Here is an 18,653-nt window from a genome sequence, read left to right on the forward strand (position 1 = left end):
GCGCGCCGCCTCGGCCTCAGACCGGCACCGGCTCGCGTGCCGCCTCCAGGGCGTCGGCCAGCCCGAACAGCTCCACCGCGTTGCGCCACAGCACCCGCTCACGCTCCCGCGCGGAGAAGCCCGCGTCCCGGATCACCCCCAGCGACACACAGGGATCGATCAGCGTCGCGTCCGTCCCGAAGAGGATCCGTTCCACCGGAACCCCCGCCTCCAGCGCATAGGCGATCCGGCCCGCGTCCGTCGCCGTACGGCAGTGCTCCAGATACAGCCGGTCGCAGGAGGCGGCGGCGTGCGCCGCCTCGCGCCAGGCGTCGCCGCCCGCATGGCCCATGATGACGCGCAGGGCCGGGCGGCAGGCGACCAGCTCGGGCAGGAGGGTGACCTCCTGGCCCCAGGTGTGGAGCAGCAGCGGCACACCCGCCTCGGCGACGAGGTCGAACGCCTCCGCCATCTGGGGGCTGCCGGGGAGCCGTCCGGGGTAATGGGTGTGGATCTTCGCTCCGACGAAGCGTCCCGTGTCCAGGCAGCGCTTCAGATCGGCGGCGGACTCCTCGATCCGGTTGGGGTTGACGACCGCGTACCCGTGCAGCCGGGGCCTGCTCTCCAGGGCCTGGCGCAGAGCCGCGTTGCCCGCGACCGCGTCGTACACGACCGCCTCGGAGGCGGAGACCAGCTGGAGGTCGATGCCGTAGCGGTCCATCTGGCGGAGGTTGTTGTCCGCGTCGCCGCAGCTCAGATGGAACTGCCAGCGTCCGACGTGGGCGTGGACATCGATGATCGGCGTACGGCCGTCGAAGCGTGGCGCCGGGTCGCCGGTGGCCGGGGTACGGCCGTCGAAGCGTGGCGCCGGGTCGTCGGTGGCCGGGGTACGGCCGTCGAAGCGTGGCGCCGGGTCGTCGGTGGCCGGGGTACGGCCGTCGGTGGTCCGCATCAGTCCAGCAGCTCCTCGACATTGGTGGTGGAGATGGCGGCGCGGTCCTCCTCGGAGATGTCCGCGTACCGCAGTTTCAGGGTCTGCGGGGAGATGTCCATGAAGGGGGTGCGGGAACCGAAGACGAGGTGGCGGGCGCCGACGGACTCCACCACCCGTTCGATGGAGTCGGGTCCGGAGAGCATCCGGGTGGTGACGCGGAAGCCGGGCTCGCCGCGGGCGAGGAGCAGGAAGTCGGCGAGCAGGTAGGCGTGCAGATCGAGGAAGATCACGTCCGCGCCGCGTCCGGTCAGCGGCGGCCCGAAGCGGCGCGGGTCGCCGTCGTGGAGGAGGACCATCCGCCGTTCGAGGGCGAGGTCCACGACCCGGCGGTAGCCGGGGAAGCCGGGTTCGGCGGCCTGGTCGAGGGTGAAGAGCCGCAGGAAGCGCACTCCGGCGTCGGCGAGTTCGTCCAGGCGGTCCTCGGCGGTGAGGGCGTCGCGGACGTCGATGGTGCCGACGGGCCGCAGTTCGGGGCAGTCGCGCAGGTCGCGCACGGTTTCGGCGTTGCCCGCGCCGTCGTCGTAGAGGGGGCCCCGGGTGGAGAGCGCCAGTGCCCCGGCGACGGGGGAGTTCTTGAGGATCGAGCGGACCTCGGTGAGGCCGGTGTCCTGGTGGTGCCGGGGCCACGGTCCGTACAGCACGTCCACGTCCCAGCCGATGTGTTCCTCGGGTGAGGGGATCAGCCAGTCGTGTGCGTCGGTACTCATCGGGAGATTCCCACCTCTCGCAGGGCACGGGCGATCCGTTCGACATCGCCCGTGGTGTACGCCTCGTTCCACTCCAGGACGAGCAGGGTGCGGTCGATCAGTTCCTCGGCCCGGGGACAGAGCCCGGGCGGGTACGGGGGGAGCCCCGCGCCCCCGGCGGGCGCCACCGGCCCCTCGGCGCCCCTCAGTACCGGATTGGCGTACAGCGGCCGCTCCAGATATCCCGGGAGCGCCGGGATCCCGCGCTCCCGCAGCCCCTTCGCCCATGCCTGGTTGTCGTCCACCAGCAGGGGCATCACCCACCAGGCGTGGCCCTCGCGCCGCTCGGGCATCCGCACCCCGCGCGCGGTGGCGAGCGCGCCCGCGAGGTGTTCGGCGCCGGCCCGCCGGGCGCGGACGACCTCGGCGACCTTGGCGAGCTGGGCGCGGGCGACGGCGGCCACCAGTTCGGGCATCCGGTAGTTGAGGCCCATCTGACGGTGGATCCGGCCCTCCGTACGGTCCCAGCCCTTGTCCATGAAGAGCCGCATGGCGCGGGCGAGGGCGGGGTCGCCGGTGAGGGCGATGCCGCCGTCACCCGCGGTGATGTGCTTGTACTGCTGAAGGCTGAGGCAGGCGATGTCACCGACGGTGCCGAGGAGCCGGCAGGCGCTGTCCTCGCCGAGCCATGCCTGGGCGCAGTCCTCGATGAGGACGAGTCCGTGCCGGTCGCACAGGGCGCGCAGCGCGTCGGTGTCGGCGGCGGCGCCGAAGAGGTGGACCGCGATGACGGCTCTGGTGCGTGCGGTGACGGCGGCCTCGACGGCGGCCGGGTCGAGGGTGCCGTCGTCGGCGCGGACGTCGGCGAAGACGGGCCGGGCGCCCTGGGCGAGGATGGGGGCGACGGTCCCGAAGTCGGAGATGGGGGTGGTGATGACCTCGTCCCCGGGGCCGACCCCGGCCGCCGCGACCGCCAGATGCAGGGCGGCGGTGCCGGAGGAGCAGGCGACCGCCTCGGCCATGCCGTACAGCCGCGCGGTCTCGGCCTCCAGGGCGCGCGCCTCGGTCCCGAAGGAGCTGCACAGCACCGCCGAGTCGAGGACGCGCAGCACCGCGGCCCTCTCCTCCGCGCCGAGGGTGCGGCCGCGCGGTTCGAGAACTGTCGGTAGTGGCATTTCCCGTTCTGCCATCGGGGCACTATCCTCTCCGCAGATACGCGGTTATGGCCTGGGCCGAAAGTAGGGCCGTGGTCGCCGGGCGTCAACCCCGGTCGGGCGCGCGCCGTCACGAAGCTCCGGCCGCGCCGCCGTACGGCTCCGTCCCCGACGCCTCGGGGCGCGCCCCGCGCCATGGCGGCGACGGCGCCGTACGTGTACGAGTACGAGAGGGCTCCGCCCGCCCGGACGTGTCCGACCCCGGCACCCGACGGCGGCGCCACGGCAGCGCCGCGCTCGTGGCGGCGCCCCAGAGAACGGAGACCGGCCGATGGCACTCACGGTCGGCGTCATCGGTCCCGAGGACCTTGTCCCCAAGGTGATCGCGGTCGGCGGCGCCTCCGGCGCGGAGCGCCTCGTACCGCTGGCCTACCGGCATGAGGACGAGACCCTCGACCGGGTGGTCCGCGCGCGGGAGGAGGCGGACGCGCTCCTGTTCACGGGGGTGGTGCCGCATTCGCTCGCGGCGGCGGCGGGGCTGCTGGACCGGCCCGCGATGTACGTCCCGTACAGCGGCGCCACCCTGCTGCGGGCCCTGGTGGAGCTGCTGCGGCTCGGCCATGACGTCTCCCGCATCTCCATCGACACCCTGCCCCGGGGCGAGGTCATGGAGACCCTGACCGAGGCGAAGCTCCCCACCGAGCATGTCCAGGTGCTGCCGCACCGGCCCGGACTGACCTCCCGGGAGATCGCCGACTTCCACCTCCAGGCACGGGAGCGCAAGCGGACCCGGGTGGCGCTGACCTGTCTGGGCTCCGCGTTCCATCTGCTCGACCACGAGATGCACACGGTACGGCTGGCACCGGCCCGCCACTCCATACGCTCCACCCTCCAGGCGCTGGTGCTGGCGACGGCGGGCGCCCACAGCGGGGACGCCCGGGTGGCGCTCGGCATCGTCGACCTGCCCGGCGCCCGCCGCGGCCCCGCCGCCGAACGGGAACTCGCCGCCGAGCTGCGGGTCCTGGGCGGCTCGATCGCCGACCTGCCCGACGGCCAGCGGCTGATCGTCACCACGAAGGGCGTCCTCGCCGAGGTCAGCGAGGGCTTCACCACCCTCCCCTTCCTGGAGACCCTCGCCGACCGCTACGGCGCCGCCCACTTGGGCTTCGGCCTGGGGCGTACCGCGGCCGAGGCGGAGTCCCTGGCGCGGCGGGCGGTCAACCGGGCCCGCTCGGTGGGGTCGGTGGCGGCCGTGGTCTGTCTCGCCGACGACGTCGACATCGTCATCGACGGCGGACGCCCCAGGCCGCTGACCCTCGGCGGCGGCCCCGAGGGCACGGCCGCGCTCGCCCGCCGGGTCGGCCTCAGCCCGGCGACGGTGGACCGGCTGCGGGAGCTGGCCACCGCCTGCGGCCCGGACGGCGGACTCACCGCCCTGCGGGTCGCCGAACACCTCTCCGTCCAGCAGCGCACCGCCCGCCGCATCCTCAAACGCCTGGAGCGGGCGGGTGTCGCCGTCCCCACGGGCAGCCGCCAGGAAGGCCAGACCGGCCGCCCGCCGATCGTCTACCGCGTACGCCTCTGAACACGCGGGTCGGCCCCGGGGCCGGAGTCCGGGTGAACGCGCCCGGGTCAGCGTCGGAGTCCGCCTCGGGGCCCGGCGAAACGCACCCGGGCCCTTCTCAGGGTCCGGGGGAACGCACCCGGGCCGCACGCGCCTGGGCCACCACAGCCGGGCCGCACTCGACCCGGGCGAACGGAACCGGGCCGCACTCGACCCGGGCCGACACAGCCGGGCCGCACAGGTTCCGGGTGAACGGAACCTGGCCCCACAGGATCCAGATGAACGGAACCGGGCCGCACCAGGTCCCGGTGAACGGAACGACGCACCCAGGCCGCGCCGGGCCCGGGTGAACGCACCCGGGTCTCCTCCGAATCCGGGTGAACGCACCCGGGTCTCCCCTGAATCCGGGCGGACGCCCGGCCCCGTTCGGGTCCGGGCCGTAAACCGAAGGAGCCGTGCTTGAAGATCGCCGAGATCCAGACGCGCGTCATCAGGGCCCCCTACCGGCGCCCCTTCGTCATCAGCAGCGGAACCAGCCCCGAACTCGTCAGCCTCCTGGTGGAGGTCCGTACCACCGACGGCGCCACCGGCCATGGCGAGGCGTCCCCCATGACCGCCTACACCGGGGAGACCCTCGCCGGGCTGGCCGCCGCCGTCACCGACCATGTCGCCCCCGCCCTCATCGGCCGCGACCCGCGCGACCTCGCGGGCGCCCACACCGCCATGGACCGCGCCATCCGGGGCCAGCGCCTGGCCAAGGCCGCCCTCGACATCGCCCTGCACGACCTGGCGGCCCGCGCCGCGGGCTGGCCGCTGCACCTCCTCCTCGGCGGCGCCGTCCGCGACCCGGTGGAGACCGCGTGGGTCGTCGGCCTCGGCACGCTGGACGAGATGGCGGCGGAGGCCGCCGAGTACGCCGCGCGCGGCTTCACCCATGTGAAGGTCAAGGGCGGCGACGACCCGGAGGCGGACATCCGTCTGGTCCGCCTGGTCCGCGACGCCATCCCGTCGACCACCGAACTCTCCCTCGACGCCAACGAGGGCTACTCCCCCGCCACCGCCGCCCACACGGTCACCCGCCTCGCGGACGCGGGCCTGGACCTGATCGAACAGCCCCTCCCCCGCTGGGACCTGGACGGCATGGCCTCCCTGCGCCGCGCCGGAGCCGTCCGGGTGATGGCGGACGAGTCCCTTCACTCCCTCCAGGACGCGCTGGAGATCGTACGGAGAGGGGCGGCCGACGTCCTCAACATCAAGCTCCTGAAGGTGGGCGGGTTGTACCCGGCCCGCCAGGTGGCCGCGGTCGCGGCGGCGGCGGGCCTGCCCGTGAAGCTCGGCACCATGCCCGAACTGGGCGTCGCGACCCTGGCCGCCGCCCACCTGGCGGCGGCCCTCCCGGGCGCGACGGTCGCCCCCGACCTGGTGGGCCCCCTCCTGGTGGCCGCCGAGCCGCTGGCCCCGAAGGCGTTCGCGGGCGCGGCGGAGTCGGGCCGGGTGACGCTGCCGGGGGTGGCGGGGCTGGGGGACGATCTGTAGGGGTGTCGCCGGGAACGGCGGCGGGCCCATCGCGCGCCTCGGGACAGCACGATCAGGCGAGCGCTCCGATGCGCTGGGCGAACGCCCGTACCCCGGGAAGGCGCCTGTCGTACCGCACGAGGTCAGCGGCCAGGACACGGACGGCACCACGCCGGACCTCCTGGGCCGCCGCGGCCTCGGCGGCGAGCAGCGCGCGGTAACAGCGGTCGGGTTTGCCCCATTGACCGAAGGAGCGGGCGACATCGATCCAGTAGCGCGCTTGGCGCTCGGCGGTGGGCAGCGCGGCGGCGTCGACGCTCCGGGCGTGGTCGATGGCCTGTCCGGCGTCGCCGAGGAGCTGGCTGATCGAGATCCGGTGCAACAGGACCTGGCTGGGCCCGAAGAAGGCGGTACCGGCCCGCTGTTCATCCTGGCCGAGGCGTTCAGCGGTCGCCGCAGCCTCCTCGATGAGTACGTGGGCGGTGTGACGATCGCCCTGCTTGGCCGCCGTGTAGGCGGCGGTGGCGTAGAGGTTTCCCTGGACCGACAGGCATGCGGCGACGGGAGCGGTACGGTCGGCGGCCAGTTGCTGGGCGGCGCTGGCCGCGACGTCGGCGGCGCGGGCGTGGTGGCCCTGGCGGCGCCAGGAGCTGGAGACCATGCGATGGGCCTCGGCGACGGTGAGCGCGTCCGCCCCGGCGAGAGCGGCGGTCAGGGCCCGATCCGCGGTGACGGCGGCCAGCCCGTCCTCGCCAAGCTTGATGCACAGGCGGGTCGCGGTGTTGTACAGCTCGGCGACGGCGTTCGCGGACCGCTCCTCCGCCCCTCCCTGTCCACCGAGAGCGCGGGCGAGGGCGATCCGCCCGGGAAGGGCGCGGGCAAGGGTCTCGTAACGGCAGGTGCCGAACTCCCGCTGGGAAGCGGCGAGGGCCGCGGAGACGGTGTGCGCGGTGGCTTCGGTCCCGGGGCCCGGACCACCACGATGAAGCAGGAGATCTTCCAGACTGGCCAGCGCCGGATGTGCGGAGGCGGGCCCGGCACCGAGGGCCGTGCCCGTGGCAGCAGTGGCCAGGCCGGCGGCCAGGAGGTTGCGGCGTCGCACTGGGTCCTCACCCTCTTCACCGAACGACGGCAGTGGCGCAACCCTAGTTGTCGTACGGGACGGGTGAGGCGTGAAGACCCAGGGCGAGCAGGGGGTGTGTCGCGGAGCGAGCCCCAGCAACTGGGGCGGGATGTTCGGCGTGTCCGCAATGCGCTGGAGCAGGACGACGTCCGGCAGCGGCCGCTTGCCGCGTTCCATGCGGGAGATCAAGGCGGCGGTGTCGGCAGTTGAGCGGATCAACTCCACCTGATGACACGCCAGTCAGACGATGACAGCAGGGTGGCTCACGGTGAACTACCTATGCTGGCTGTCATGCGGACTCCACCTCTCGACCTGGTTCATGACGTAGTCCGACAGCTAGGTGCGCGCGGCATGCAACCAGCACTTGGCGGGTCTGGCCTACTCGTGGCGCTTGGGCTTGCCGAGGTTGCCAATGACTGGGATCTGACAGTCGACGCTCCGGAGGACCTGGTAAGCGAAGCATTGGAGGAGGGAGGCTTCCGGTTCTCTGACGGAACGGGCGGCGATCGGTTGTACGCGACGCGGCGACGGTTTGTCATCGACGGTGGTGATCACTCAATCGACCTGCTTGTGGGGTTCGCTTTGAGAACTGCGCACGCGGTCGTGCCGCTGCCCGTACGGACTACCAGTTCGTGGAGAGGGCTACCACTGGCGGATCCGGTGGTGTGGGAGCAGGCGTATGTTCTGCTGGGACGCCCAAGGAAGGCAGCTGCCCTGCAGCAGTGGCTGAACAGCCAACCCGGCGGGAGGTCATGAGCCACCTACCGTCCACAGCTACAGAGGTGCGCTGACAGCTTCCCCCTGGTCACGTCTCCATCGGCGGACGCCGCACCTCCAGCCAGCACGCTGCGTGAAGCAGACAAAGTCGTACCGGGCCTTTAAGACAATGGAGAAGTGGGGTCGGGCACGCCCGCCACAACCTGCGCCTCCCTCACGCCGTATCCCCTCAGCCTCGTACCTGGCCTCTCCTCCCGCTCGTGACAATCCACGGCGGTCCACGGTCAAGGTCACCCTCGCCGGATTCCCGAAAGACTCACGTGCGGCCACGGCGAATGCTCACCGATGAGCTGGTGCATCGCCGCCGACTGACCCTCACTGGTCGATCGCCCGTCTACCGAGCGACCGGATGGCCTGCCGGACCAGCCCCAGCGAGCCGGACGCAGGGACCGCAAGGAGGCTCTCCCCACCTTCATTCCAGCGCCATGTCGCGTTCCGGGCCACTCGTCCGGCCCTCCATGCGAATGACCGGCCGTCGCCCCGACCGCCGCCACAGACCGCCCCGCCTGGCGCTCTCAGGGCACCCCCCTTCCTCACGCACTTGCCGCCCCAGGTATCTTGCATCGCATGGAACCAGGCGATTCGACCAAGCAGGCCCGGGCCGCCGCCCAACTGCGCAAAGGGGTCCTGGAGTACTGCGTCCTCGCCCTGATGCGGGACCGCCCCCGCTACGGCGTCGAGCTGCTCCACGCTCTGGAGGAGTCCGGCGCCCTGGCCACCAGTCAGGGCACGGTCTACCCGCTGCTCTCCCGGCTGCGCCGCGACGACCTGGTCACCACCACCTGGCAGGAATCCACCTCCGGGCCGCCCCGGCGCTACTACGCGCTCACCGACAGCGGCCGGGCCGCGCTGGAGGAGTTCACCCGCGCCTGGCCCGGCTTCCGCGACGCCGTCGACGGCTTCCTGACCACCCCGCACCCCGCGACCGGAGACCCCGCATGAAGACGTCCGCCGACCCCGTACGCGACTACCTCTCCGCCGTCGAGCGCGAGACCTCCGCGCTCCCCGCCGACCGGCGCCAGGAGCTTCTCGCCGACCTCGCCGAGCACATCGAGGTGACGCGCGCCGAGCGCCCCGGCGCGGCGGTCGGTACGGTCCTGACGGAGCTGGGGGACCCCCGCACGATCGCGGCGACGGCGCTGGCCGAGGCGGGAGCGCCCCAGGGCGATACCGGCGCATCCGCCCGGCGCGGCAAGGTGCACCCTCTGGTCCCGCTCCTGATGACCACGCTCTCCGCCGCCGTCATCATGCTCGTCCCGGTCCTGCCCGTGTCGCTGCCGGCCGTCGTGCTGCGCCTCACCGGCGCCGTACTGCTCTGCACCTCGGTGCACTGGAGTGCCGTCCAGAAGACCGTCGGCGTGCTGCTCACCCTCGTCCTGCCGACCGGCGTCTTCATCACCTGGAACCTGGTCTCGGGTCACGCGGCGGAGCAGATCCCGGCCCTGCTGGGCAATCTGGGAGCGCTCACCCTGATCACCGGCACGGCGGTATGGCTCTGGCGGGTCCGCCGCGCCTGAACGCGGGCGGTGCCGTCTTACGGAGAGGAGCGGAAGGCCGTGGACACCCGCGTACGGGTACGGATCCCGGCCTACCCGGTCGTGGTCGGCGACGACCGGCTGCCGGTGGACATGAGCCGCCGACGCTAGCTCCCCAGCGCCATCCGGATGCCCAGACCCACCAGCACGACCCCCGCGACACGGCTCATCCCGCGCCGGAACCCCGGCGTGTCCAGGACCCCGCGCGCGGCGGAGATCACCGACGCGCAGAACAGCAGCCATCCGAGGAGGACGACCACGTGCGCGGCCACGAGCGCCGCGATCTGCGGCGCGACGGGACGGCCCGGGGTGAGGAACTGCGGTACGAGGGTGAGATAGACCGTCACCGCCCTCGGGTTGGTGACATTGGCCCAGAAGCCCTGACGGAAGCCCCCGAGCCCGGCCCCGCGAGCGGGCGGGCCCGCCCCGGCGGGATCCCGGCGGGCGGAGCGCCAGGTGGTCACGCCCAGCCAGACGAGATAGACCCCGCCCAGGATCTGTACCGCCGTCAGGGCCCACGCCGACGACATCACCAGCGCCGACAGTCCCACGGCGGCGAAGGCCGCGTGGACCAGGAGCCCGCAGGCCGTGCCGAGGGCGACGAGCACGCCGTCCCTGCGGGAGCCGTTGATCACCCGCTGGGTGACGAGGGTGAAGCTGGTCCCGGGCGTGAGGGTGAGGGGGATGACGGCGGCCGTGAAACCGAGTACCTGATGCCACTCCACCCGGTGAGCCTAAGCAACGGGCCATCCGTTCCGTCCAGAGGCGCATACCCAGGGCCCCGGCGCTCCGAAGGAAGCTTGGATTCTCGTGATCGTCGCCACACCGACCCGGATCTCCACGAGGCTCTCCACCAGCCCGCCGCGCCGAACCTCCCGGCGCATTCACCGGTAGCGCCGGTCTCCAGCGCCGTGCCCGCTCAGGCCGAAAACGAAAAGTTGAAAATCTCCTCTCGGTTTCCCTCGGCGATGTGGGCACCGCGTAGCCCATCCACCCTCTGCGAGGTCAACCCGCGATGCATCCGTGAGCTGCGGAGCCCGCCCCGCATTTCACCAGAGGTGACGCCTCCGGGTTCCATTCCTTCGGGTGGGCCGACAATCTCCAACATTTCTGTCTCGGCCGCGAAGTTGAGCGGACTCTGCCGATACACCAGGCTGAACCGCCGTGGGAGTGCGAGCACTACGGCGAGGAGCGGGCCGAACCGGTCTCCGTGGTCATCCCGGACGGCCCCCACCGCGACACGTTCGCCATCGCCCCGGCCCCCACCCTCCTGGAGACACACCATGGCCACCCCCCGAAAGCATCGCGAACGGGCCCTCGCCGACGGGGAGCGGCTGATCATCCGCTCCCGCCACTACGGCGACACCCTCGAAGCCCTCACCGCCGAGTACCGCGTACTCCTCCACCGCCATCTGACCACCACCCACCCACCGGAGGAGCGGAACGAACAGCCCGACACCCACAACACCCCTTGACCTGAACCGCGCTTGAGGTCCTACCGTCCTGCCTCGTTGATCATCTCCCGACGACAGGAAGAAGAGACCCGTGATCCTTGTGACGGGAGCGACCGGGAACATCGGCGGCGCCCTGCTCGGAGAACTGCTGGCCACCGGTGCCGGGCCGGTGCGGGCCCTCAGCCGCGACCTCGCCCGCGCCGCGTTCCCGGACGGGGTGGAGGGGGTGGAGGGCGACATCGGCGATCCGGCGTCGCTGGCGGCCGCCCTGGACGGGGTGCGTTCGCTCTTCCTCGTCAGCGGGATGGGGTCGGAGGAGGAGATCATCACGGCGGCCCGGCGGGCCGGAGTGGAACATGTGGTGCTGGTGTCGTCCATCGTGGTCGAGAGCCATCCGCACCTCGCCGCCGCCCGGGAGAAGCGGGAGGCGGAACAAGCCCTGCGGGAGAGCGGACTGGCGTGGACCGTGCTGCGGCCGACCCAGTTCGCGTCGAACGCGCTGTGGTGGGCGGAGACGATCCGGGCGGGCGAGCCGGTGCTCCTGCCCTATCCGGAGGTCGGGCTGCCCACGGTCCATCCGGCCGATATCGCGGCCGTGGCCCGGGTGGCGCTGACCGAGCCCGGCCACCGGGGGCGGGTCCACACCCTCACCGGGCCGGAGCTGGTCACGGCCCGGGGGCAGCTGGAGGCGCTCGGAGCGGCGCTGGGGCGGGAGGTTCCGTACGCCACCGTCGGACTGGAGGAGGCCCACCGGCGGCTCGCCACCCTCCTCGGCGACGAGACCGCGGACGCGGTGCTCGATCTGACCGGCCGTGATCTGAACGACGCGCTGGTGGCGGTGCGCGACACGGTCTCGCGGGTCACCGGAGAGCCGGGGCGTACGGTGCGGCAGTGGGCGGTGGAGCACGCGGCCGCCTTCCGCTGAGCGCCGGGCCGGAGCAGGGCTGGGCAGGGGCACGGGCCAGGCAGGGCAGGGCAGGACAGGGCCGGGGATCACGGACCGGGGTTGTCTCCAAGATCACCGTGACGGAGTCTGAGGGGATGCGAAACTCACCGACCTTCGTCCTCGTCCACGGCGCGTTCGCCAACTCGTTCTCCTTCGCGCCGCTCCAGGCCGAACTCGGCCTGCTCGGGCACCGGTCGGTCGCCCTCGACCTGCCCGGCCACGGCTTCCAGGCCACCTTCCCCGCCGCCTACCAGGCCCCCCAGGACCCGGCCGGGCTCGCCACCGCGCCGGGCGCGATACGGGGGGTCACCCTCGCCGACAACGTCGCCCATGTCATCGAGGTACTGGAGCGGGCCCGGCGCAACGGGCCGGTCATCCTCGTCGGCCACAGCCGGGGCGGCATCACCATCACCGCCGTCGCCAACGCCCGGCCCGACCTCATCGACCGGATCTGCTACGTCTCCGCCTGGTGCCCGGTCGAGCTGGACGTCAACGACTACTACGGCGAGCCCGAGATGGCCTCGGTCGACCCGATGGCCTTCGCGGGCGCCGTCGCCGCGAACCCGGCCGAGCTGGGAGCCCTCCGGGTCAACTTCCGCACCGCCGACCCGGAGGCGCTCGCCGCCTTCCGGCACGCCTTCGCCGCCGATCTGACCGACGACGAGTTCCGTACCTTCCTCAACACCTTCCAGCCGGACGAGAACCTGGACGTCGGCACCTCAGCCGACCGCGCCCAGGCCGCGACCTGGGGCCGGATCCCCCGGACGTACATCCGCCTGGCCGATGACACCAGCATGCCGCCCGCCGTCCAGGACCGCATGATCCGCGAGGCCGACGCCCTCACCCCGGACAACCCCTTCGATGTCCACACCCTCCCCGGGGGCCATCTCCGCTGGCTGGTCCACCCCCGGGGCGCGGCCGAGGTGCTGGCGGGGCTCGCGGAGGACTGACGGGCCCGCTGAGGCGTCAGCCCCGCTCCCGCACCGCCTCCGCCGCCTCCGCCACGTCCGCCATCGCGCCCTCCTCCGCCATCAGGAGTTCCTGGCGCAGCCAGACCACCGACGCGCCCGCCTCCTCCGCGACCGGGCACGACGCGAACCGGCCCAGCTGGGGAGCCACGGCGGGCTCGCGGGTCAGGGAGCGGTAGCCCGCCGCCAGGGGGACGCCCTCCGCCGCCATCGCGGTGAGGAAGTCGGCGGTGGGGCGGCCGCCGAAGGCCGAGGGGGTGTAGCGCAGCAGGGCGAGGTGCCAGGTGTGGCGGGTGGTGCCGGGTGGGGCGGGGAGGAGGTCGAGGCCGGGGACGGAGGAGAGGGCGTGGGCGAGGGCGGTGGCGTTCGTGGCGCGCTGGTCGATCCAGGGGTCGAGGAGGTCGAGCTGGGGGTGGAGGAGGGCGGCCTGGAACTCGGTCATCCGGAGGTTCCAGCCGAGGCGGGGGTGGTCGTACCAGGCGCCGCCGTCCACCGAGCGGCCGACGTTGTGGAGCGCCCAGAGGCGTTCGTACACGGCCCGGTCGCTGGTGACGACGATGCCGCCCTCGCCCGCCGTCATCGCCTTGCTGGACTGGAAGCTGAAGCAGGCGGCGTCGCCGAGGGTGCCCGCCGGGCGGTCGTGGCGGTGGGCGCCGTGGGCCTGGGCGGCGTCCTCCACGACGGCGAGGCCGTGGCGGCGGGCGACCGTGCGCAGGGCGTCGGTGTCAGCGGGGGCACCGCCCAGGTGGACGGGGATGACCGCCGTCGTCCGGGGCCCGGCGAGCTGGTCGACGGCGGCCGGGTCGAGGTGGAGGGTGTCGGTGACATCGGCGGCGACGGGGACGGCCCCGGCGAGCACCACGGCCGTGGCGGTGGCGACGAAGGTGTAGGCCGGGACGATGACCTCCTCCCCGGGCCGTACGCCGAGGGCACGCAGGGCGAGGAAGAGGGCGATGGTCCCGTTGGCCACGCACACCCCGTGGGCCGCGCCGACCCGTGCGGCGAAGGCGGCGGCGAACCGTTCGGTCTCCTCGCCCGAGGTGGCGCCCCACCGGCCGCTCTCCAGCACCCTCAGCAGCGCCTCCCGCTGCCGCCCGGTGGGCGGCGGCGGCCAGGTCGGCCAGCCCCGCGTCCGTACCGGGGTCATGGGCCCACCCCGCTGAGCAGCCGGTCCATCGTGCCGTGCAGGACCGCGCGGCGCTCGTCCCCTGTCAGCTCCGCGAACAGCACCCGGCCCAGGGTGGTGCGCGGATCCAGGAAGAGCGCGTCGGAGCCGAAGACGACCCGGTCGGCGCCGACCGTGCGGACCAGCCGGGTCAGCTGGTGGGCGGTGGTGCGCGAGCCGCAGATCTCCAGGACGAGGTGGGGGTGGTCGGCGGCGATCCCGGCGGCGGCCACCAGGCCCCGGGGCCAGAGCCCGGCATGGCCCATCAGGATCGGCACCCCGGGCCAGCGGGCCGCGACGGCCGCGAATCGGGCCGGATCGGAGTGGAGGGAGCCGTACTCGCTGTGGGCGAGGACGATCCGGCCGCGCTCGGCGGCGAGCGCGAACGCGGGGTCGTAGGCGGGGTAGTCCAGCGGGAGGCGGTGGGTCTCCGGGTGGAGTTTGACGCCGATCACCCCGGGCGCGTCGAGGAGTTCGGCCAGCCGGGCGGGGCCTTCCGGGTCGTGGGGCTGGTGGACGGCGTAGCCGAGCAGCCGCCCGGGGTGGGCGGCGAGCGCGTCGAGCAGCAGGCGGTTGCCGGTCCGGGCGTCGGGGCCGACCGCGAGGAGGTGGGAGACGCAAGCGGTCGCGATCCCGTGCCGGTCCATCGCCCGCACCAGCCCGTCCGCGCTCCCGTCGGTGATCGCGAAGGCGCCCCACCGGCCGAGGTGGCCATGGGCGTCCACGATCCGTTCCGTACGGGGGAGGGTGAGCGGAGGGGGGACGGCGGCCGTCTCGGTGAGCGGCGCGCGGGCGGAGAGCGTCTCCTGTACGCCCAGCAGGCGCAGCGCGTTGCCGCCGCCGATCCGGTCCCGGTCGGCCTCCGGCAGATCGAGCGTGGCGAGCTGGTAGCGCGGCCCGGCGGCGTCGGTCTCGGGGGCTCCGGTGCCGAAGAGGACCCGCCCGGCTCCGTATCTCCGTACCAGCCACTCCACCTGGAGATGGCCCGCGAGGGTGGAGGTCTCCACCCTCAGGTGGGGGTGGGCGTCGAGGAGGTCGGCGAGGTCGCGCAACGAGCGGTAGCCGGTGCCCGTGAGGACGGTGGTGAGCCGGGGCGCGGCGCGGGCGAAACGGTCCAGGCCGTCGGGGGTGGCGCTGTCGTACGGGAGGAGGACGGCGGTCTCTCGGCGGGTCAGCTCGCCGGTGAGGGCGCGGGCATGGGCGCCGGTCAGGGTCCAGTGGTGGGCGGCGGGAGTGAGCCGGACCAGTCGGGTGCCAGGGGGCGGGAGGCCGGTGCCGAGCGGGCCGGGGATCAGGACCGGGACCGGGACCAGCCGCCCGGCCGGAAGGGGCGGGACGGCGGTGGCGTCGCGGGGGTCGCCGTGGGTGGCGTGGGTGTGGCTGACACAGGCGGTGTCGATGGCGAGCCGGTCGAGTTCATGGAGGAGGGGGGCCGGATCGGGCAGGGCGGTGTCCGGTGTCCGTACGAGGGTGTCGGGCGTCCGGACGAAGGCACCGGGCTCGTGTCCGTACGGCAGCGGCCCCCACAGCCGGTGGATATCGACGACGGGGGCGCGGCTCACGGCGTCACGACTTCATGCCGGAGGTCGCGATCGAGTCCGTCAGATAGCGCTGGAGCAGGCCGAAGACCAGCAGGCAGGGGATCACGGTGATGGTGGCGCCCGCCATGATCTGGTTGATGGTGACGTTCTCGCCCTCCAGCGTGGCCAGCCCCACCGTCAGGGTGCGCATCTCGCCCGACTGGCCGATGACCAGCGGCCACAGGAAGTCGTTCCAGTGCCACAGGAAGACGAAGACGCCCAGCGTGGCCAGGATCGGACGGATCAGCGGCACCACGACCGTGACATAGATCCGCCACTCGGAGGCGCCGTCGATCCGGGCGGCCTCGAACAGTTCGTCGGGGAGTTGCGCGATGAACTGGCGCATCAGGAAGACGGCCTGCGAGTTGGCGAGCGTCGGCACGATCATGCCCCAGTAGGTGTCCACCCCGCCCATCTCCGAGATGAGGAGGTAGTACGGGATGAGCGTGGCCTGGAAGGGGACCATCAGCGTCGCCAGGAAGGACCAGAAGAGGATCTCCCGGCCCGGGAAGCGCTTCTTGGCGAAGGCGTATCCCGCCATGGAGGCGAAGAGCAGGATCAGGACGACCGACACCAGCGAGTAGACCAGCGAGTTGAGGGCCCAGCGGGTGATGTCGGCCGTCTGGAGCACTCCGGTGAAGTTCTCCCAGGTGGCGCGGGTGAGGTCGAAGGCCCCCGGCAGTGTCTTGCCGCCGGGCGGGGCGAAGGCGACCAGCACCATCGCCACGAAGGGCGTGACCGTCACCAGCGCCACCAGGATCAGCAGCACCGGCAGCCTCAGCCGCCCCATCACCCGGCCTCCCCGCCCACGAAGAACCGCGCCATCACTCCGCCTCCCCGCCCACGAAGCACCGCGCCATCAGTCCGCCTCCCTGCCGATGAGCCGGCGCTGGATCAGCGAGAAGACCAGCACGACCAGGAAGAGGACGATGCCGATGGCGCTCGCGTAACCGAAGTCGAAGAACTTGAACCCGGAGTCATAGAGGAAGTACACGAGCGAGTAGCTCGCCCGCACCGGCCCGCCGCCGGTCATCACATACATCGCGTCGAAGACCTGGAACGCGCCGATGGCCTCGATGACCAGCACGAAGAAGAGCACCGGGCGCAGCAGCGGCAGGGTGACCCAGCGGAACCGCTGCCAGGCGGAGGCGCCGTCGATGGTGGCGGCCTCCACGACCTCGCGCGGGATGGACTGGAGCCCGGCGAGCAGGATGAGCATCGAGTAGCCGAAGCCCTTCCAGGCCGAGGTGACGGCGATGGAGGAGAGCACCAGCTTGTCGTCGCCGAGGAAGTCGACGGGGCCCAGGGAGATCCAGCCGAGGGCCGTGTTGAGGAGGCCGTCCTCCAGGTCGTAGATCCACTTCCAGATGACGGCGGCCAGCACGACGCTGGTGACGTACGGGAGGAAGAAGAGGCCCCGGAAGAAGCCCCGGGCCCAGACCGTGCGGTGCAGCAGGACGGCGGTGCCCAGCGAGAGCAGCACGGTCAGCGGCACGAAGACGGCGGTGTAGAGGGCGGTGACCCCGAGGCTCTCCCAGAACAGGTCGTCGTCGAGCAGCCGGGAGTAGTTCTCGGCGCCGATGAACTCCCACTGACCGCTGAGCCGGTAGTCGGTGAGGGAGAGGAAGAAGCCGCCGAGGGTCGGGCCGAACCGGAAGACCAGGAAGAGCAGGAGCATCGGCGCCACGAAGGCGAGCCCGACCCGGGCCTCGCGGCGCCGGGCGATCCGTCCGGCGCGTGAGGGGCGCTGGGGCCCGGTCCGGCGGCGGCGCGGGGACCCGGTGCGGCTCGCGGGGGCGGCGGTGCCGTCCGCCTCACCTGTGCTCTCGGGATCCTTGGTGAGCATGGTCGTCAGCGCTGCCGTGCCAGCAGGTCGTTCCCCGCGCGGGCGGCCTCCTCCAGGGCCTCCTTGGGCGACTTCTTGCCGGTGAGCGCGGCCTGGATCTCGGGGCTGACCAGCGACATCAGCTGACGGGCCGCCGGGTGGGGCTCACCGGGGAAGGTGTGGTCCAGCGCCTCCTGGTACGGCTTGGCGTAGGGGCTGTCATGCGGCACGGTCACATCGGTGCGCGGGGAGAAGAAGCCCGCGGCCTGGCCCATGTCGATGATCTGCTGGGGCTGGGTCATAAAGGTGAGGAACTTCTCCGCGCCCGCGATGTTCTTGCTGCGCGCGTTGATGCCGAGGCCGCCGGGCATGCCGAAGGAGACCTGCTTGACGCCCTTGAGCGGGGTGCCGACGACCACGTTCTCCGCGCCCCACGCCTTGGCGGCCAGTTCGGCGTCGGCGGGGGTGTTGGTGAAGCCGGTGGCGACCTTCTGGTTGCCCAGGGCCTGGTCGGTGAAGAGGTTGGCGTTGGTCAGGGCCGAACGGGGCACCGAGCCGCTCTTGTAGAGATCGGTGAGGAAGGTGAGGGCGGCCAGTCCCTCGGGGCCGTCGAACGCGACCTTCTTGCCGCCGTCGGCGAAGACCTTCCCGCCCGCCTGCCACAGCAGCGGGTAGAAGCTCATATTGAGGGAGGCCTCGTTGCTCGCCGAGTAGTCCAGGGCGCTCAGCCCGGCCTTCTTCAGCTTGGGGGCGGCGGCCCGGATCTGGTCCCACGTGGTGGGCGGTGTGCTTATCCCCGCCTTGGCCAGCAGCTTCTTGTTGTGCAGGGTGCTGGTGACGGTGTGGTAGAAGGGCGCCGCGTAGACCTTGCCGTCCTGGGACATGGCCGCCAGGGCGGCGGGCCGGAACTTCGCCTTGTCCTTCTCGATCGCCCGGTCGACGGGGGCGAGGGCGCCGTTGGCGTGGTACTGCGGGATCTGGTCGGGGCCGAGGAGGACCACGTCGGGGCCCTTGCCCCCGGCGAAGGCGGTGGCGAGCTTCTGGTCCCGGTTCTCCCAGGGCTGCTGTTCGATGAGGAGGTCGACGCCCTTCTCGGCGGCCTCGTACTTCTCCTCGACGGACTCCCAGAACTCCGCGTTGGCGGCCGCGTTCATGATCACCGGGAACATCCAGACGGTGACCTTCTTCGAGGAGCCCGAGCCGCCGTCCTCCGTACAGCCCGCGAGTAACCCGGCGGTCAGGGTGAGCAGCGCGAGCGGCGCCGCCGCGCGCGTGAAGCCTGTCTTCATGAAGGGCCTCCGGAAGACCTGAGAGAGGGAGTCAGCGCCCGAGTTTCGGCCTGGGCCGAAAGTAACTCTGTGGTTACGGCATGTCAATGCATCGGTATC

General features: G+C 72.5%; 17 protein-coding genes. 7 read left to right on the forward strand and 10 right to left on the reverse strand.

Annotation, left to right across the window (positions count from 1 at the left end; genetic code table 11):
• Nucleotides 1-16: 16 nt before the first annotated feature.
• Genes ACFVIM_RS04820 through ACFVIM_RS04830 form a run of 3 tightly spaced genes read right to left on the reverse strand, consistent with a single transcriptional unit; the run spans nucleotide 17 to nucleotide 2,849 of the window.
• Nucleotides 17-931: an amidohydrolase family protein gene (locus tag ACFVIM_RS04820; protein ID WP_384298482.1), complete on the reverse strand. Its 915-nt coding sequence runs from the start codon at nucleotides 929-931 to the stop codon at nucleotides 17-19.
• Nucleotides 931-1,680, reverse strand: a complete 750-nt coding sequence (locus ACFVIM_RS04825) for a hypothetical protein (RefSeq protein ID WP_384298485.1) — start codon at nucleotides 1,678-1,680, stop codon at nucleotides 931-933. Before ACFVIM_RS04825 ends, ACFVIM_RS04820 begins: the two co-directional genes overlap by 1 nt.
• Nucleotides 1,677-2,849: a DegT/DnrJ/EryC1/StrS family aminotransferase gene (locus ACFVIM_RS04830; protein ID WP_384298488.1), complete on the reverse strand. Its 1,173-nt coding sequence runs from the start codon at nucleotides 2,847-2,849 to the stop codon at nucleotides 1,677-1,679. The genes ACFVIM_RS04825 and ACFVIM_RS04830 overlap by 4 nt, the downstream gene beginning before the upstream one ends.
• 295 nt (nucleotides 2,850-3,144) lie before the next feature.
• Here ACFVIM_RS04830 and ACFVIM_RS04835 point away from each other — a divergent pair, with 295 nt between their 5' ends.
• On the forward strand, nucleotides 3,145-4,398 hold the full coding sequence (locus tag ACFVIM_RS04835; RefSeq protein ID WP_384298491.1) for a hypothetical protein: 1,254 nt from the start codon (nucleotides 3,145-3,147) through the stop codon (nucleotides 4,396-4,398).
• Nucleotides 4,399-4,836: 438 nt separating this feature from the next.
• Entirely contained in the window at nucleotides 4,837-5,913 is a 1,077-nt protein-coding gene (locus ACFVIM_RS04840) for a mandelate racemase/muconate lactonizing enzyme family protein (protein WP_384298493.1), read from the forward strand.
• A gap of 52 nt (nucleotides 5,914-5,965) precedes the next feature.
• On the opposite strand, the gene ACFVIM_RS04845 is transcribed toward ACFVIM_RS04840, so the two are convergent.
• Nucleotides 5,966-7,192 (reverse strand): XRE family transcriptional regulator, encoded by a 1,227-nt coding sequence (locus ACFVIM_RS04845; protein WP_384298495.1) that lies wholly within the window; start codon nucleotides 7,190-7,192, stop codon nucleotides 5,966-5,968.
• A gap of 1,167 nt (nucleotides 7,193-8,359) precedes the next feature.
• Here ACFVIM_RS04845 and ACFVIM_RS04850 point away from each other — a divergent pair.
• Both ACFVIM_RS04850 and ACFVIM_RS04855 read left to right on the forward strand, forming a co-directional pair.
• Entirely contained in the window at nucleotides 8,360-8,734 is a 375-nt protein-coding gene (locus tag ACFVIM_RS04850) for a PadR family transcriptional regulator (RefSeq protein ID WP_384298497.1), read from the forward strand.
• Nucleotides 8,731-9,309, forward strand: coding sequence for an HAAS signaling domain-containing protein (locus ACFVIM_RS04855; protein ID WP_384298499.1), 579 nt, complete (start codon nucleotides 8,731-8,733; stop codon nucleotides 9,307-9,309). The genes ACFVIM_RS04850 and ACFVIM_RS04855 overlap by 4 nt, the downstream gene beginning before the upstream one ends.
• Before the next feature lie 125 nt (nucleotides 9,310-9,434).
• On the opposite strand, the gene ACFVIM_RS04860 is transcribed toward ACFVIM_RS04855, so the two are convergent.
• Entirely contained in the window at nucleotides 9,435-10,052 is a 618-nt protein-coding gene (locus ACFVIM_RS04860) for a LysE family translocator (protein ID WP_384298502.1), read from the reverse strand.
• A gap of 558 nt (nucleotides 10,053-10,610) precedes the next feature.
• On the opposite strand from ACFVIM_RS04860, the gene ACFVIM_RS04865 reads away from it, so the two are divergent.
• The 3 genes from ACFVIM_RS04865 (at nucleotide 10,611) to ACFVIM_RS04875 (ending at nucleotide 12,677) form a co-directional block, all read left to right on the forward strand.
• The gene (locus ACFVIM_RS04865; protein WP_384298504.1) at nucleotides 10,611-10,802 is read left to right on the forward strand and encodes a hypothetical protein; all 192 of its coding nucleotides are present in this window, start codon (nucleotides 10,611-10,613) and stop codon (nucleotides 10,800-10,802) included.
• A gap of 70 nt (nucleotides 10,803-10,872) precedes the next feature.
• Entirely contained in the window at nucleotides 10,873-11,706 is an 834-nt protein-coding gene (locus tag ACFVIM_RS04870; RefSeq protein WP_384298507.1) for an NAD(P)H-binding protein, read from the forward strand.
• A gap of 116 nt (nucleotides 11,707-11,822) precedes the next feature.
• Nucleotides 11,823-12,677: an alpha/beta fold hydrolase gene (locus ACFVIM_RS04875; protein WP_384298510.1), complete on the forward strand. Its 855-nt coding sequence runs from the start codon at nucleotides 11,823-11,825 to the stop codon at nucleotides 12,675-12,677.
• Nucleotides 12,678-12,693: 16 nt separating this feature from the next.
• Here ACFVIM_RS04875 and ACFVIM_RS04880 read toward each other — a convergent pair whose 3' ends face one another.
• The 5 genes from ACFVIM_RS04880 to ACFVIM_RS04900 all read right to left on the reverse strand — a co-directional run bounded on the left by ACFVIM_RS04880 (nucleotide 12,694) and on the right by ACFVIM_RS04900 (nucleotide 18,554).
• A complete protein-coding gene (locus ACFVIM_RS04880; protein ID WP_384298512.1) occupies nucleotides 12,694-13,842 on the reverse strand; it encodes a DegT/DnrJ/EryC1/StrS family aminotransferase in 1,149 nt (382 codons plus the stop codon).
• The gene (locus tag ACFVIM_RS04885; RefSeq protein ID WP_384298515.1) at nucleotides 13,839-15,422 is read right to left on the reverse strand and encodes an amidohydrolase family protein; all 1,584 of its coding nucleotides are present in this window, start codon (nucleotides 15,420-15,422) and stop codon (nucleotides 13,839-13,841) included. The genes ACFVIM_RS04880 and ACFVIM_RS04885 overlap by 4 nt, the downstream gene beginning before the upstream one ends.
• Nucleotides 15,423-15,426: 4 nt before the next feature.
• Nucleotides 15,427-16,230: a carbohydrate ABC transporter permease gene (locus ACFVIM_RS04890; protein ID WP_384298517.1), complete on the reverse strand. Its 804-nt coding sequence runs from the start codon at nucleotides 16,228-16,230 to the stop codon at nucleotides 15,427-15,429.
• 69 nt (nucleotides 16,231-16,299) lie between these two features.
• Nucleotides 16,300-17,286 carry a carbohydrate ABC transporter permease gene (locus tag ACFVIM_RS04895; RefSeq protein ID WP_384298520.1) on the reverse strand — a complete coding sequence of 329 codons (987 nt, stop codon included), beginning with the start codon at nucleotides 17,284-17,286 and terminating at the stop codon, nucleotides 16,300-16,302.
• A gap of 5 nt (nucleotides 17,287-17,291) precedes the next feature.
• Nucleotides 17,292-18,554: an ABC transporter substrate-binding protein gene (locus ACFVIM_RS04900; protein ID WP_384298523.1), complete on the reverse strand. Its 1,263-nt coding sequence runs from the start codon at nucleotides 18,552-18,554 to the stop codon at nucleotides 17,292-17,294.
• Nucleotides 18,555-18,653 lie beyond the last annotated feature (99 nt).

Origin of the sequence: Streptomyces sp. NPDC057638, assembly GCF_042800315.1 — a bacterium.
GTDB lineage: Bacteria > Actinomycetota > Actinomycetes > Streptomycetales > Streptomycetaceae > Streptomyces.

Coding starts and splice junctions, on each gene's coding strand:
- ACFVIM_RS04820 (WP_384298482.1), bottom strand. CDS start 931: ATGCGGACCACCGACGGCCGTACCCCGGCCACCGACGACCCGGCGCCA.
- ACFVIM_RS04825 (WP_384298485.1), bottom strand. CDS start 1,680: ATGAGTACCGACGCACACGACTGGCTGATCCCCTCACCCGAGGAACAC.
- ACFVIM_RS04830 (WP_384298488.1), bottom strand. CDS start 2,849: ATGGCAGAACGGGAAATGCCACTACCGACAGTTCTCGAACCGCGCGGC.
- ACFVIM_RS04835 (WP_384298491.1), top strand. CDS start 3,145: ATGGCACTCACGGTCGGCGTCATCGGTCCCGAGGACCTTGTCCCCAAG.
- ACFVIM_RS04845 (WP_384298495.1), bottom strand. CDS start 7,192: ATGGAACGCGGCAAGCGGCCGCTGCCGGACGTCGTCCTGCTCCAGCGC.
- ACFVIM_RS04850 (WP_384298497.1), top strand. CDS start 8,360: ATGGAACCAGGCGATTCGACCAAGCAGGCCCGGGCCGCCGCCCAACTG.
- ACFVIM_RS04855 (WP_384298499.1), top strand. CDS start 8,731: ATGAAGACGTCCGCCGACCCCGTACGCGACTACCTCTCCGCCGTCGAG.
- ACFVIM_RS04865 (WP_384298504.1), top strand. CDS start 10,611: ATGGCCACCCCCCGAAAGCATCGCGAACGGGCCCTCGCCGACGGGGAG.
- ACFVIM_RS04875 (WP_384298510.1), top strand. CDS start 11,823: ATGCGAAACTCACCGACCTTCGTCCTCGTCCACGGCGCGTTCGCCAAC.
- ACFVIM_RS04880 (WP_384298512.1), bottom strand. CDS start 13,842: ATGACCCCGGTACGGACGCGGGGCTGGCCGACCTGGCCGCCGCCGCCC.
- ACFVIM_RS04890 (WP_384298517.1), bottom strand. CDS start 16,230: ATGGGGCGGCTGAGGCTGCCGGTGCTGCTGATCCTGGTGGCGCTGGTG.
- ACFVIM_RS04895 (WP_384298520.1), bottom strand. CDS start 17,286: ATGCTCACCAAGGATCCCGAGAGCACAGGTGAGGCGGACGGCACCGCC.
- ACFVIM_RS04900 (WP_384298523.1), bottom strand. CDS start 18,554: ATGAAGACAGGCTTCACGCGCGCGGCGGCGCCGCTCGCGCTGCTCACC.